This window comes from Bradyrhizobium dasycarpum (genome assembly GCF_042019905.1).
Classification (GTDB): Bacteria; Pseudomonadota; Alphaproteobacteria; order Rhizobiales; family Xanthobacteraceae; genus Bradyrhizobium; species Bradyrhizobium japonicum_B.
Genome location: NZ_CP169574.1, coordinates 6277624 through 6291061, shown reverse-complemented (window position 1 = coordinate 6291061; position 13438 = coordinate 6277624). Strand labels below are relative to the sequence as shown.

At 65.6% G+C, this 13438-nt stretch carries 15 protein-coding genes; 8 read left to right on the top strand and 7 right to left on the bottom strand.

The window, feature by feature from the left end; all coding sequences use genetic code 11:
* Positions 1-25: 25 nt before the first annotated feature.
* The 4 genes from ACETMP_RS30055 to ACETMP_RS30040 all read right to left on the bottom strand — a co-directional run bounded on the left by ACETMP_RS30055 (position 26) and on the right by ACETMP_RS30040 (position 4833).
* Positions 26-631, bottom strand: a complete 606-nt coding sequence (locus ACETMP_RS30055; protein ID WP_375158969.1) for a K(+)-transporting ATPase subunit C — start codon at positions 629-631, stop codon at positions 26-28.
* A gap of 157 nt (positions 632-788) precedes the next feature.
* On the bottom strand, positions 789-2906 hold the full coding sequence (kdpB, locus tag ACETMP_RS30050; protein WP_375158968.1) for a potassium-transporting ATPase subunit KdpB: 2118 nt from the start codon (positions 2904-2906) through the stop codon (positions 789-791).
* A gap of 24 nt (positions 2907-2930) precedes the next feature.
* Positions 2931-4631, bottom strand: a complete 1701-nt coding sequence (kdpA, locus tag ACETMP_RS30045) for a potassium-transporting ATPase subunit KdpA (protein WP_375158967.1) — start codon at positions 4629-4631, stop codon at positions 2931-2933.
* 112 nt (positions 4632-4743) lie between these two features.
* The gene (locus ACETMP_RS30040; RefSeq protein ID WP_375158966.1) at positions 4744-4833 is read right to left on the bottom strand and encodes a K(+)-transporting ATPase subunit F; all 90 of its coding nucleotides are present in this window, start codon (positions 4831-4833) and stop codon (positions 4744-4746) included.
* Between the two features lie 473 nt (positions 4834-5306).
* On the opposite strand from ACETMP_RS30040, the gene ACETMP_RS30035 reads away from it, so the two are divergent.
* The gene (locus ACETMP_RS30035; protein ID WP_375158965.1) at positions 5307-5774 is read left to right on the top strand and encodes a hypothetical protein; all 468 of its coding nucleotides are present in this window, start codon (positions 5307-5309) and stop codon (positions 5772-5774) included.
* Between the two features lie 48 nt (positions 5775-5822).
* Here ACETMP_RS30035 and ACETMP_RS30030 read toward each other — a convergent pair whose 3' ends face one another.
* Entirely contained in the window at positions 5823-6404 is a 582-nt protein-coding gene (locus ACETMP_RS30030) for a TetR/AcrR family transcriptional regulator (RefSeq protein ID WP_375158964.1), read from the bottom strand.
* Between the two features lie 83 nt (positions 6405-6487).
* Here ACETMP_RS30030 and ACETMP_RS30025 point away from each other — a divergent pair, with 83 nt between their 5' ends.
* The 3 genes from ACETMP_RS30025 to ACETMP_RS30015 all read left to right on the top strand — a co-directional run bounded on the left by ACETMP_RS30025 (position 6488) and on the right by ACETMP_RS30015 (position 9542).
* Positions 6488-7228, top strand: a complete 741-nt coding sequence (locus ACETMP_RS30025; protein ID WP_375158963.1) for a crotonase/enoyl-CoA hydratase family protein — start codon at positions 6488-6490, stop codon at positions 7226-7228.
* A gap of 70 nt (positions 7229-7298) precedes the next feature.
* Positions 7299-7934: a uracil phosphoribosyltransferase gene (gene upp / locus ACETMP_RS30020; protein WP_375158962.1), complete on the top strand. Its 636-nt coding sequence runs from the start codon at positions 7299-7301 to the stop codon at positions 7932-7934.
* 33 nt (positions 7935-7967) lie between these two features.
* Positions 7968-9542 (top strand): AMP-binding protein, encoded by a 1575-nt coding sequence (locus tag ACETMP_RS30015; protein WP_375158961.1) that lies wholly within the window; start codon positions 7968-7970, stop codon positions 9540-9542.
* Between the two features lie 18 nt (positions 9543-9560).
* On the opposite strand, the gene ACETMP_RS30010 is transcribed toward ACETMP_RS30015, so the two are convergent.
* Positions 9561-10727, bottom strand: coding sequence for an acyl-CoA dehydrogenase family protein (locus ACETMP_RS30010; RefSeq protein ID WP_375162028.1), 1167 nt, complete (start codon positions 10725-10727; stop codon positions 9561-9563).
* Positions 10728-10904: 177 nt separating this feature from the next.
* Here ACETMP_RS30010 and ACETMP_RS30005 point away from each other — a divergent pair, with 177 nt between their 5' ends.
* Together ACETMP_RS30005 and ACETMP_RS30000 are read left to right on the top strand one after the other, a co-directional pair.
* A complete protein-coding gene (locus ACETMP_RS30005) occupies positions 10905-11408 on the top strand; it encodes a MaoC family dehydratase (RefSeq protein WP_375158960.1) in 504 nt (167 codons plus the stop codon).
* Positions 11408-12259, top strand: a complete 852-nt coding sequence (locus ACETMP_RS30000) for an HpcH/HpaI aldolase/citrate lyase family protein (RefSeq protein WP_375158959.1) — start codon at positions 11408-11410, stop codon at positions 12257-12259. Before ACETMP_RS30005 ends, ACETMP_RS30000 begins: the two co-directional genes overlap by 1 nt.
* A gap of 62 nt (positions 12260-12321) precedes the next feature.
* On the opposite strand, the gene ACETMP_RS29995 is transcribed toward ACETMP_RS30000, so the two are convergent.
* Positions 12322-12705 carry a hypothetical protein gene (locus tag ACETMP_RS29995; RefSeq protein ID WP_375158958.1) on the bottom strand — a complete coding sequence of 128 codons (384 nt, stop codon included), beginning with the start codon at positions 12703-12705 and terminating at the stop codon, positions 12322-12324.
* Between the two features lie 336 nt (positions 12706-13041).
* On the opposite strand from ACETMP_RS29995, the gene ACETMP_RS29990 reads away from it, so the two are divergent.
* Together ACETMP_RS29990 and ACETMP_RS29985 are read left to right on the top strand one after the other, a co-directional pair.
* On the top strand, positions 13042-13260 hold the full coding sequence (locus tag ACETMP_RS29990) for a hypothetical protein (RefSeq protein WP_375158957.1): 219 nt from the start codon (positions 13042-13044) through the stop codon (positions 13258-13260).
* The gene (locus ACETMP_RS29985) at positions 13257-13433 is read left to right on the top strand and encodes a hypothetical protein (RefSeq protein WP_375158956.1); all 177 of its coding nucleotides are present in this window, start codon (positions 13257-13259) and stop codon (positions 13431-13433) included. The genes ACETMP_RS29990 and ACETMP_RS29985 overlap by 4 nt, the downstream gene beginning before the upstream one ends.
* Positions 13434-13438: the final 5 nt, after the last annotated feature.

The window sequence follows — 13438 nt, the reverse complement described above, 5'->3', positions numbered from 1 at the left end:
ATCTGGGCGCCGCGAGCCTAGACTGCTACTTCGCGGCCATGCGATCGAGCGCGAGATTCAGCGCCAGGACGTTAACTCTGGGCTCGCCGAGCAGGCCGAGCAGACGGCCTCCGGTGCTGGCGGTCACGAGCTGCCTGACCTGGTCCTGAGGCAGATTCCGCGCCTTGGCCACGCGCGGCACCTGGAATTGCGCCGCTTCGGGCGAGATGTTCGGGTCGAGGCCGCTGGCCGAGGTCGTCACCAGGTCAACCGGCACCGCCACGTTCGGGTTTTCGCTCCTCAGCTTGTCCACATCCTCCTTCAACCGCTCGGCCAGCGCCTTGCTGGTCGGACCGAGATTGGAGCCGCCGGAATTGGCGGCGTTGTAGGGCGCAGGCACCGTCTTGGTCGAATCATTCGGGTCCGGCGCAACCGTCGCCGAGGGACGGCCATGGAAGTACTTGTCGTCCTTGAACTCCTGCCCGATCAGGGCGGAGCCGATCACCTTGCCGTCCTTCTCGATGAGGCTGCCCTGCGCCTGCACGGGAAACAACGTGCCGGCAATGGCGGTCATCGCGAGCGGATAGGCAAGACCGGTGACGGCGGTGAGCGCCAGCAAGAGGACGATGGCGGGGCGGATTTCTCTGAGCATGTGCTTTCTCCAATTGCTCCCGTCATTGCGAGCGAAGCATCTCTCCCGTCGTTCCGGGGCGATGCGAAGCATCGAACCCGGAACCTCGAGATTCCGGGTTCGCCTCTTCGAGGCGCCCCGGAATGACAGAGAGAATTTGCTCCTCGCGTGACAACGTTCAGGCCAAGTGCAAGGCGGTCACCACGAGGTCGATCGCCTTGATGCCGATGAAGGGAATGACGATGCCGCCGACGCCGTAGATCAAGAGGTTACGCCGCAGCAACGCACCGGCGCCGACCGCGCGATAGGCGACACCCTTCAGCGCGAGCGGGATCAATCCGATGATGACCAGCGCGTTGAAGATGATCGCCGACAGGATGGCGCTCTGCGGGCTCGACAGGTTCATGACGTTGAGCACGTTGAGCTGGGGGTAGAACGCCAGGAACATCGCCGGGATGATCGCAAAGTACTTGGCGACGTCGTTGGCGATCGAGAACGTCGTCAGCGCGCCGCGCGTCATCAACAGCTGCTTGCCGATCTCGACCACCTCGATCAGCTTGGTCGGGTTGGAGTCGAGGTCGACCATGTTGCCGGCCTCGCGGGCGGCCTGGGTGCCGGTGTTCATGGCGACACCGACGTCGGCCTGGGCGAGTGCCGGCGCGTCGTTGGTGCCGTCGCCGCACATCGCGACCAGCTTGCCCTTGGCCTGCTCGTCGCGGATCAGCTTGAGCTTGTCCTCCGGCGTTGCCAGCGCCAGGAAATCGTCGACGCCGGCCTCGGCCGCGATGGCGGCGGCCGTCATCGGATTGTCGCCGGTGATCATGATGGTGCGGATGCCCATGCGGCGCAGCTCGGCGAAGCGCTCGCGAATGCCGCCCTTGACGATGTCCTTGAGCTGGACGATCCCGAGCAGCCTGCCATCCCTGGCGACAGCCAGCGGCGTGCCGCCGGACTTCGATACGTCATCGGCAATGGCCTGGATCTCGCGGCCGAGCTCGGAAAGCGCGGCAGGCTGCATCGCTCGCGCCGTATTGCCGGAAGCGACCGCGGTCGGAGCGCCGCCGCCGACATAGTTCAGCATGGCAGCGACCGCGCCCTTGCGCACCGAGGAGCCGCCGGCATCGACGCCGCTCATGCGGGTCTGCGCCGTGAACGGGATGAAGGTGGCCTCGAGCTCCGCCATGTCGCGCCCGCGAATGCCGTACTTCTCCTTGGCCAGCACGACGATGGAGCGGCCTTCCGGGGTCTCGTCGGCGAGCGAGGCGAGCTGGGCGGCATCCGCCAGCTCCTGCTCGGTCACGCCGCGCACGGGGCGGAACGCGCTCGCCTGCCGGTTGCCGAGCGTGATGGTGCCGGTCTTGTCGAGCAGCAGCGTGTCGACGTCGCCAGCGGCTTCGACCGCGCGGCCCGACATCGCCAAGACGTTGAAGCGCACCAGGCGGTCCATGCCGGCGATACCGATCGCCGACAACAACGCCCCGATCGTGGTCGGGATCAGCGTCACGAACAGCGCGACCAGAACGATCACCGAGATCGAGCCGCCGGCATAGGCCGCGTAGCTCGGGATCGTCACGGTGGCGAACACGAAGATGATGGTGAGGCCGGCGAGCAGGATGTTGAGCGCGATCTCGTTCGGCGTCTTCTGCCGCTCGGCGCCCTCGACCAGCCTGATCATGCGGTCGATGAAGGTCGAGCCCTGGGCTGCCGTGATGCGGACGCGAATCCAGTCCGACAGCACCTGCGTGCCGCCTGTTACCGCCGAACGGTCGCCGTCGGATTCGCGGATCACGGGCGCCGATTCACCGGTGATAGCGGCCTCGTTGACGGAGGCGACGCCCTCGATCACCTCGCCGTCCGAGGGGATGGTGTCGCCCGCCTCGACCAGCACGAGATCGCCGACCTTCAGGCTCGTGCCGGGCACCAGCTTGTAATCCCGGCTCGCGCCGCCCAGCAGCTTGGCCTGGCTCTCGGTGCGGGTCTTGCGCAGCGTCTCGGCCTGCGCCTTGCCGCGGCCCTCGGCCACCGCTTCGGCAAGGTTGGCGAACAGCACGGTGAACCACAGCCAGAGGATGATCTGGAAGGTGAAGGCGAGATTTTCCCCGCCGGTCAGGAGATCCCGCAGGAAGATCACGGTGGTGAGCGCAGCAACGATCTCGACCACGAACATGACTGGGTTCTTGATCATGGCGCGCGGATCGAGCTTGGCGAAAGCCGCGCCGATCGCCGGCATTACGATCCTGGGATCCAGCATCGCCGACACCGGCATGCGCTTGTTGGGTTTATGGACGGATTCCATGGAGGTCACTCCGAAAGAACTGAATCAGAACAGGTTGCCGGCGTTCATCGCGAGGTGCTCGACGATGGGACCGAGCGCGAGCGCCGGGAAGAACGTCAAACCGCCCATGATCAGGATGACGCCGACGACGAGACCGACGAACAGGCCTCCGGTGGTCGGGAAGGTGCCCATCGACGGCGGGATCGATTTCTTCGCCGCGAGCGAGCCCGCGATCGCCATCGCCGGCACGATCATGAAGAAGCGGCCGACGAACATCGCGCTGGCGAGCGTGAGATTGTAGAAGGTGTTGCCGGTGAGGCCGGCGAAGGCCGAGCCGTTGTTCGCCGCCCCCGAGGTGAAGGCGTACAGCACTTCGGTGAAGCCGTGCGGTCCGGCATTCGCCATGGAGGCGACGGCCGCTGGATAGACCACGCCGACGGCGGTCCAACCGAGAATCATCAGCGGCAGGACGAGAATGGCCAGCATCGCCATCTTGACCTCGCGCGCCTCGATCTTCTTGCCGACATATTCCGGCGTGCGGCCGACCATCAGGCCCGCGACGAAGATCGCGAGGACGACGAACAGCAGCATGCCGTACATGCCGGCGCCGACGCCTCCGACGATGATCTCACCGAGTTGCATGTTGATCAGCGGGATCATGCCGCCGAGTGCGGTGAAGCTGTCGTGCATGGCGTTGACGGCGCCGCAGGAGGCGGCCGTGGTGATCACGGCGAACAGCGAGGACGCGACGATGCCGAAGCGGACTTCCTTCCCCTCCATGTTGCCGCCGGTCAGGCCCAGCGCGTGCATGGCCGAGGTGCCGCTGGCTTCGGCCCAATAGCAGACGCCGACGCCGGCAATGAACAGCAGGCCCATCACGGCGAGGATCGCCCAGCCCTGGCGCTGGTTGCCGACCATGCGGCCGAACATGTTGGTGAGCGCGGCGCCGAGCGCGAAGATCGAGAGCATCTGCACGAAGTTTGACAGCGCCGTGGGATTTTCGAAGGGATGCGCGGCGTTGGCATTGAAGAAGCCACCACCATTGGTGCCCAGCATCTTGATCGCGACCTGCGAGGCGACCGGTCCGACCGCGATGGTCTGCCTGGCGCCTTCGAGCGTGGTGGCTTCGATATAGGCCCCGAGCGTCTGCGGAATGCCCTGCCAGACCAGGAACAGCGCGTAGACAATGCAGATCGGCAGCAGGATGTAGAGCGTGCAACGGGTCACATCGACCCAGAAATTGCCGACCGTGCGGACAGAGGCGCGGGCGAAGCCGCGGATCAGGGCCACCGCGAGCACGATCCCCGTCGCCGCCGACAGGAAGTTCTGGTGCGTCAGGCCGACCATCTGGGTCAGGTAGGACAGCGTGCTCTCGCCGCCGTAGTTCTGCCAGTTGGTGTTGGTGATGAAGGAGATGGCGGTGTTGAAGGACAGATCTTGGGCGACGGCGCCCTGCCCGGCCGGATTGAAGGGCAGCATGGCCTGGAGCCGCATCACCCCGTAGATGATGAGGAAGCCGCCGACATGGAACAGCAGCATGGCCACCGTGTAGGTCAGCCAGTGCTGCTCGCGCTTCTCATCGACACCGGAAATCCAGTAGATGCCGGCCTCGATCGGCCGCAGCACCGGCGACAGGAATGTCCGTTCGCCGCCAAACACGCGCGTCATGTACCAGCCGAGTGGCTTTGCGAGCGCGACGATAACGACGCAAAAGAGGATGATCTGGAGCCAACCGATCATGGTCACGTTATCAACCCTTCAGGCTTTGGGTCCGACGCAGAAGCGGCAGGAGCACCGAAAGCAGGCAAGCGACGAGCACAGTGTCGGCCAGCAGCAATTCGACGAGCAGCAGCATGGGTCAGAACCGCTCGGGCCGCAGCAGCGCGTAGGTGAGGTAGAGCAGGAGGCCGACCGAGACGGCGCCGGCGAGCGCATAATCGAAGATCATGATCCGCTCCGTCACAGCCGTTCGCAGGCGTAGGTGTAGCCGATCGCGAGCGCGAAGAAGCCGCAACCCAGCGCCAACATGAGAATGTCCATCATGGAAGTGCTCCTCGTTGCGTCCTTTGGTTTGGCGCAATGTCTCTCGGGGACCTGGTGGCGCTTGGGGAGAGAAATCAGGCGCATCTCCGCCAGCGACAGCAGGACTTTTGACTGTGCTGAAGTGCCACCCCGGGCATAGGTTTTCGAGATGAGGCCTATGGCGACGTTATAGGAATCTCATAAAGGGTCGGCGATGCTCGCGAGGCAACCCCGCTGTCGGCCCGGACAACGCCGATCCGGGACGACGGCGGCTGATGACGCACCCCACCTATGAAATCCCTATATCTCTGGTCCGATCCTCCTCTCGTTTTCCAATGCCTTTGAGGCCATCCTGGCGATGCCGGCCGACTGACCGACGCCATCTCCAGGAGGCCTGACATGACCGTCATTCTTCGACGCCTCGACTCGCCTTCCCTCAGGCAGCAGCTTTGCGCAGCCCCGGCGATGACACGCCCGTTGATGTTCGACGTCATCGACAAGGCTTGCCGACGCGTCCGCTCGCTCGGCCAGAGCGAACGCACCGACCGCATCACGCGCTTGATCGACGCCGAGGCCTGGGCCGACGCGGCGCTGGCCCTGCTCGAATTCGAGCTGCCGATGTGGCAGATCCGACGCATCGCCTATGACGAGGGCGAGTGGCATTGTGCGCTGTCGCGGGAAGGCGAACTGCCGGATTGGCTGGACGCCGCGCTCGAGGCGCACCACGCCGATCTGCCGCTGGCTCTGCTGTCTGCCTTCGTCGAGGTCCGAGTATTGGCCGCAGATGTGATGCAGCCGAGTGTTCCTTCGGTTCTTCCCCGGCGGGATCCGCTATACGAGCCGCTCGCCTGCGACAATTTCGGCTAGGCCGATCTGAGAGGATACCGGAGATGTTGTGGCACGCGGGCTCGGCGCCTAGCCCCTCGCCTCCCCCTCGATCAGCCGTGCCAATTCCGCCGCTGTGACCTCGATCGGCCGGCCGCTGCGCTCGACGCGGGCCTGGATCAGTGCGCCCTGGAGCGCCGACGTGCAGAGCACGGCGAGCGCCTGCGCCCGCGGCGTGGCAAATCCGTCGGCGACAAGCTTGTCATGCAGGAGCGATATCCGCGCCGCATAGGCCTTGCGACCGGCTTCGGACACGGCCCGCTCGCGCGGCGCGAGCTCGAGCAGCACGGTCGTGATCGGACAGCCATTGCGAAAGCCGGAGCCCCGCATCCAGCTTGACAGCAATCTCGCATGGGCGCGCAAGAGGTCGGCGGTCGAGCCGCACTCCTCCGCGAGCTTGGCGACCGTCGCCGCGACGCGGCGGCCCGCCTCCTCCACGGCCGCCACCGCGATCGAGGATTTTCCCTGCGGAAAGTAATGGTAGAGCGACCCCTTCGGCGCGCCGCTGACGTCGACGATGTCGTTCAGCCCGGTCCGGGCAAAGCCCTGGCGGCGGAACAGCGTCACCGCGGCATTGATGATGGGCTGGCGGTGTTTGGGCACGGCCGGCATGGCGCTTTCCCCCTCGTACGAATTATATTGATTGGTCTACATCAGACTCCGACAGTCAAGTCTGTCAATGACGGGAGAGACAAATGACAACGGGAGTGAGCTTCGAGGTGGAGGACGGCGTCGCGCGGATCGCACTCGACGACGGCAAGGTCAATGTGATGTCGACCCCCATGCTGGCCGAGATCGGCGCCGCCCTCGACCGGGCCGAGACGGAAGCGGAGATCGTGATGCTGCGCTCGGCACGGCCCGGCATCTTCTCTGCCGGCTTCGATCTCAAGGTGTTCGGCTCGGGCGATGCCGCCAAGAGCCTTGAGATGGTTCGCGCCGGCGCCGAGCTTGCGCTGCGATTGATGTCGTTTCCGCATCCGACGATCGGCGTGATGGAGGGCCACGCCTTTCCGATGGGGACATTCCTGCTGCTCGCCTGCGACGTCAGGCTGGGCGCGCGCGGCTCGCACCGGATGGGGCTGAACGAGGTCGCGATCGGCATCGCGCCGCCGAGCTTTGCCATCGAGCTCGCACGCAGCCGCGTGCATCCGGCCTGGCTCAGCCGCACCGCCACGCTCGGCGAAATGTACGAGCCGGAGGAGGCGCTCGTTGCCGGATTCCTCGATCGTGTGGTTGCGCCGGACGCCATGGACGGTGCGCTTGCGGAGACCGTCGCCGCGTTGCGCGCCATCCACAAGCCGTCGCATGCGACCGCTAAGAAGCGCCTGCGCCAGCCTGCGATGGACGCGATGCGCACGGCGATCGACCGTGAATTGACCATGGCTGCCTACGCGGCAAGCAATCGCGACCGCAGCGCAGTGGCGATGCCCGGTTGAGGCCGGCTGTCCCCGCGGAAAAGACCCGGCCGATCTGGCGCAATTTCATGGAACGGTGTAGAGCGGTTTCATGAGCACCGGCAATGTCAACGTCGTCGTCCACCCCCTGGTCCAGCACAAACTCTCCCTGATGCGGGAGAAGGACCGCTCGACCAAGAGCTTTCGCGAGATCCTGAACGAGATCGGGATGCTGCTCGCTTACGAGGTGACGCGCGATTTGCCGCTGGAGCTGGTCGAGATCGAGACGCCGATCGCGCCGATGCGGGCGCCTAAGATCGCCGGCAAGAAGCTCACGCTGGCGCCAATCCTGCGCGCCGGCGTCGGTTTCCTCGACGGCATGCTGGCGCTGATGCCCTCGGCGCGCATCGCCCATATCGGGCTCTACCGCGACCCCGATACGTTGCAGGCCGTGGAGTATTACTTCAAGGCGCCGCAGGACCTGTCCGACCGCACCGTGATCCTGATGGACCCGATGCTGGCGACCGGCAACTCGGCCTGCGCCGGCGTCTCCCTGCTCAAGGCCCGCGGCGCCCGCGACATCCGCTTCGTGTGCCTTCTGGCCGCGCCCGAGGGCATCGCACAATTCCAGAGCGAGCATCCCGACGTGCCGATCTGGACCGCCGCGATCGACGAGCGGCTCAACGACCACGGCTACATCGTGCCGGGCCTCGGCGATGCCGGTGACCGGATGTTCGGCACCAAGTAGACAGCCTGGCATGATCGCGTTACTCCCGTTGCCATGAGTGTCAAGACGCTGTCGCTGCAATCGCTGATCCGGGCCGAGGCCGCCGTCGATCCTGCCTTCGTATTCGACGGCACGCCGGTCTCGCGCGCGGATTTCGCAAGAAGAGTAGAGCAGACCGCCGCCTGGCTCGCAGCGCAGGGAATCGGCAAGGGGGACGTCGTCGCGGTCTGGCTGGTCAACCGGATCGAATGGATCGCCCTGCTGTTTGCCGCCGCCCGATGTGGTGCGATCGTCGCCGCCGTCAATACGCGCTACCGGAGTGCGGAAGTGGCGCATCTGCTTCGCTTGTCGGGCGCCAGGCTGATGGTGGTGGAGGCCGCATTCCGCTCGATTGATTTTGCCGCGATCCTTGCCGGGATTGCCGAACACGAAGTCCCCGCACTGCAACGGCTCGCGGTGGTCGGCGCGGATGCGATCCCGGCGCACTGGCCCTGCGTGCGCTTCGACGCCTTCGACAGCTTCTATCCGCCCGCGCCGCTGGCCGAGGACGATATCGACCTGCCGGTTCTGCTCTACACCACATCGGGCACCACCAAGGGGCCGAAGCTGGTGTCGCATTCGCAGCGGACGCTGGCGAGCCACGCCGTCTCCGTCGCCAAGGCGCTTCGGCTCGATCCACAGCGTCACGCGCTGCTGGCCATGCTGCCGTTCTGCGGAACCTTCGGCATGACGAGCCTGCTCGGCTTCGTCGCGGCCGGTGCAACCATTCATGTACTCGACGCCTTCGAAGCGGCGCCGGCCTTCGAGATTCTGCGCGAGCACAGGATCACGCATTCCTTCGGCTCCGACGAGATGTTCCGGCGCATTCTCGCCCTCACCGATGCACCACGCCCGCTTCCGCATCTCGAGCTCTGCGGTTTCGCCGCGTTCCAGCCAGGTTGGCGCGGGCTTGCGGCAGCGGCTGAATCCCGCGGCCTGCCGCTGTTCGGCCTCTACGGCTCGAGCGAGGTCCAGGCCCTGTTCGCGATCGCGCAGCCTAGCGATGCCTTCGCCGATCGCATCGAGGGCGGCGGCTGGCCGATGTCACCCGAGGCAAGCGTGCGCGTGCGCGACACCGAGACCGGCGAGCTTGCAGCCGACGGCGTGTCCGGCGAGATCGAGATCAGCGCGCCGTCACGCTTCCTTGGGTATTTCCACAACCCGGATGCGACACGCGAGGCGATCACCGCGGACGGCTTCTTCCGCACCGGCGACATCGGCCGGCTGCGCGGCGACGGCTCCTTCGTCTACGAGACCCGCGCCGGCGACGCGATGCGTCTCGGCGGCTTCCTGGTTGCGCCCGGCGAGATCGAGGATGAGCTCAAATCCTGCACCGGCGTGAGTGACGCCCAGGTGGTTGCGGTCGATCTGAAGGGCCAGGCACGCTGCGTCGCCTTTGTGACCCCGACAACAGAACCGCCAAGGCACGAGACGCTGATCGCGCATCTGCGCGAGCGGCTCGCCGGCTACAAGGTACCGGCGCGGATCTATCTCGTGGACGCCTTTCCGGTCACTGACAGCGCCAACGGCGTCAAGATCCAGCGCGCCAGGCTGCGCGCCATGGCGATGGAGCGGCTCGCCGCCGAGTAGCCGGCGCGCTCCGAGTCTTCAGTACGATTTGGCGAGCCCCAGCACCTTTTCCGCGATGAAGCTGAGCGCGAGCTGCGGGCTGACCGGCGCGATGCGGGGGATCAGGACTTCCCGCAGATATCGCTCGACGTGGAATTCCTTGGCATAGCCGAAGCCGCCATGGGTCATCACGGCCTGCTCGCAGGCCGAGAACCCCGCCTCGCCCGCGAGATACTTTGCGGCGTTGGCCGCAGCGCCGCACGGCATGCCCTTGTCGTATTGCCAGGCCGCCGACATCACCATCAGCCAGGCCGCCTCGAGCTCGACCCAGTTCACCGCGAGCGGGTGCTGGATGCCCTGGTTCTTGCCGATCGGACGGTTGAACACGATTCGCGTCTTGGCGTATTCGGTCGCGCGCGACAGCGCCAGCTTGCCGAGGCCAACCGCCTCCGCCGCGATCAGGATACGCTCCGGGTTCATGCCTTCGAGGATGTACTCGAAGCCTTTGCCTTCCTCGCCGATGCGGTCCTCCATCGGGATCTCGAAATCCTCGAAGAACAGCTCGTTGGAATCGACGACCTTGCGGCCCATCTTCTCGATCTCGTGGACCTTGATCCTGCTGCGGTCGAAATCGGTGTAGAACAGGCTGAGACCGTGGGTCGGCGAGCGCACCTCCTCGAGCGGCGTGGTACGCGCGAGCAGCAGGATCTTGTGCGCGACCTGCGCGGTCGAGATCCACACCTTCTGGCCGTTGACGATGTAGCGGTCGTTCTTGGCAACCGCGCGGGTCTTGAGCTGCGTGGTGTTGAGGCCGGTGTTGGGCTCGGTGACGGCAAAGCACGCCTTCTCGCGGCCCTCGACCATCGGCGGCAGCATGCGCTTGCGCTGCTCCTCGGTGCCGAACACCACGACGGGATTGAGCCCGAACACGTTGATGTGCACGGCGGATGCCCCGGACATGCCAGCGCCCGATTCCGCAATGGTGCGCATCATGATCGCAGCTTCGGTAATGCCGAGCCCCGAGCCGCCGTAGGCTTCCGGCACGCAGATGCCGAGCCAGCCGGCATCCGCCAAGGCCTTGTGGAAGTCGTGCGGAAAGCCGCCATCATGGTCCTTCTTCAGCCAATAGGCATCCGGGAAGCCTTCGCAGATCTTGGCGATGGCGTCGCGAATGGCTTCCTGCTGATCGGTGAGCGCGAAATCCATGGTCTTGGTCTCCTTCCTGGGAGCCGCCACCGCGCCATCTCCCGTCTCGTCGCGTTCCCCACGCAAAGGCCATGGCGACTTGCTGCGCCCGACGTGCCTCGCCTGTGTTCTTAGCTCGGAATCCCGTATGCAGATACGTGAATTTGCCCGTCAACTGTGTCTACCATGCATGGGCTCATGCGGCGTGACGCCAGGGGCGCGCCGTTATTTCGCAGGGAGGAAACCGCGATGGCCGGGCTTTATTTCGAGGACTTTTCCGTGGGCCAGGAGTTCAGGCATCCGCTGACGCGAACCGTCACGGAGATGGACAACACCATGTTCAGCCTGCTGACGCTCAACCCGCAGCCGCTGCATATCGACGCGCATTTCGCCGAGAAGACCGAGTTCGGCCAACGCATTTTCAACAGCCTTTACACCCTCGGCATCATGATCGGCATGACGGTCTATGATACGACCTTGGGCACGACCGTCGCCAATCTCGGCATGACCGATGTCACGTTTCCAAAACCGGTCTTCCATGGCGACACCTTGCGGGCGACGACGAAGGTGCTGGCGTTGAGGGAATCCAAATCGCGCCCGAGAGCGGGCATCGTCGAGTTCGAGCACCATGCCTTGAACCAGAACGACGAGATTGTCGGCAAATGCCGTCGCATGGCGATGATGCACAAGAGGCCGGTCTGATGCGTTCGATGCTGTTCGTGCCGGGCGATTCCCCGCGCAAATTCGAGAAGGCAAGCGAAGGCAGGGCCGACGCGCTGATCATCGATCTCGAGGACTCCGTCGTCGCCGAGAAGAAGCCAGAGGCGCGCACCCTGACGCTTGCGATGCTGAAGCGCCGTCCCGGCCCGCATCAGCTCTATGTCCGCGTCAACGCGCTCGACACCGGCATGACGCTGGCCGACCTCGCGGCAGTGCTGCCCGGCAGGCCCGACGGTATCGTGCTGCCGAAATCGCAAGGGGGCGACGACGTGCGCCAGGTCGCGACCTGGCTCGAAGCGCTGGAAGCTGCTGCCGGCATCGCGGTCGGCACGACGCGGATCGTCTGCGTCGCGACGGAGACAGCGAGCTCGATCTTCGGCCTCGGCAGTTACAAGGGTTGCTCCCCCCGCCTCGCCGGCCTGATGTGGGGCGCGGAAGACCTCTCGGCGTCGCTCGGCGCCACCGAGAAAGCCGCAGCGGGAGTGTTCCACAGCCCCTATCGCCTCGCCCGGGATCTATGCCTGATGGCGGCGGCCGCGGCCGAGGTCGCGCCGATCGACACCGTCTATACCGACATCGACAACCTCGCCGGCCTCGAGCAGGAGACGCGCGCCGCGCGCCGCGACGGTTTTTCCGCGAAGGCGCTGATCCATCCCAAGCATGTCGACATCGTCAATGCGGCGTTCGCGCCGACGGATGCAGAGCGAACCTGGGCCGAGAAGGTGATCGCGGCGTTCGCCGGCAATCCCAATTCCGGTACACTGCGGCTCGACGGCCAGATGATCGACAAGCCGCACCTTCGCGCCGCGAAGAAGATTCTCGGCCAGCCCTAGGTCGGGGCGCAAGCCCGCCAGGTCGAGCGGCTCAACCGAGGCATCGGCTTGAGGAAACAGTATCAGTCGAAGCCCTGAACGGGCGGCGTCGAGGTCTGCGCCGGCACCGCGGGCGCGGCTTGAACCGGCGGAGCCGGATTGGCGGCAGCTCGCATCTGGCCATTGGCATTCATGGCCTGGCGCGTGGGCGGCGGGCTCCTGGTCGCGGCCGCGCGGCGCGGCGGCGGCCGATGTCCTGCCGAGTGCGACCCTCTAATGCCCCAGGAGCGGGCGATCGACGGTCCCGCGGTGTAACCGATCAAAGCCCCGGCGACCGCGCCGACCGGTCCCAGCACGACCGCGCCGGATACCGCCCCGAGCGCCGCATCGCCCGCGCGTTCCTGCGCAAGCGCGCTGACGGGCACACAGGCCAGCAATACGACAGCACTGATCAGAGCTTTGGTCATCGGAGCGCCTCCCTCACGGGAAACCACTCCTGCTCAAATATGGCCGCACGAGGTTCGCTTGCCGGCCAACAAAAGGCAATGGCCTGCGGAACCGGCCGTCGCAGGGCCACATCCGCCAACCGACGGTTGCGCGGCGGCGTGGTGGCAACACGATCCTGATCGACACGTCCGGCAAGCCTTCGAGCTGCACAGCAGCACGTCGCCTTTCACGACGGAAGCCGCGTGCGAGCTTCGAACATCTTGACACCGGTTTCGCGCCGAATATTTTTTCGACGAGAAAGCACTTTCTCACCCTCAAAAATCAAAGGATCAACGCGACCGTCCGGAGAGACGACGATGCTCGATGAGAACTTGGCCCGCATACGTGCGCACCGCAACAATATCCACCGCTATCGGCGGCTGCTGAAGACCAGGCTGTCGCAGCTGGAGCGCGATTTCATCGAGAGACGCCTGGCAGAAGAGAGGTCGGCACTCGATGCGCTGACCGCGGCGACCTTCCCTGTCGGCTTCCGAGCCCCCGGGATGCCGGCCGAGGCGATGGGGGTGGCGCGATGAGCCGTCAGCGGCAGCTGCTCATTCGCGGCAGCGAGAAGGTGATCGGCCACTACGAGCTTCTGCTTGCAAGCGCCAAGAGCGAGCATGAGCGCGAGCTCTATCGGCAGCGCATCGAGCGCGAGCGTCGGCTGATCCGCGACCTGCAAGGCGAGCCGGATTACCGCGCCGCCTGACCGAG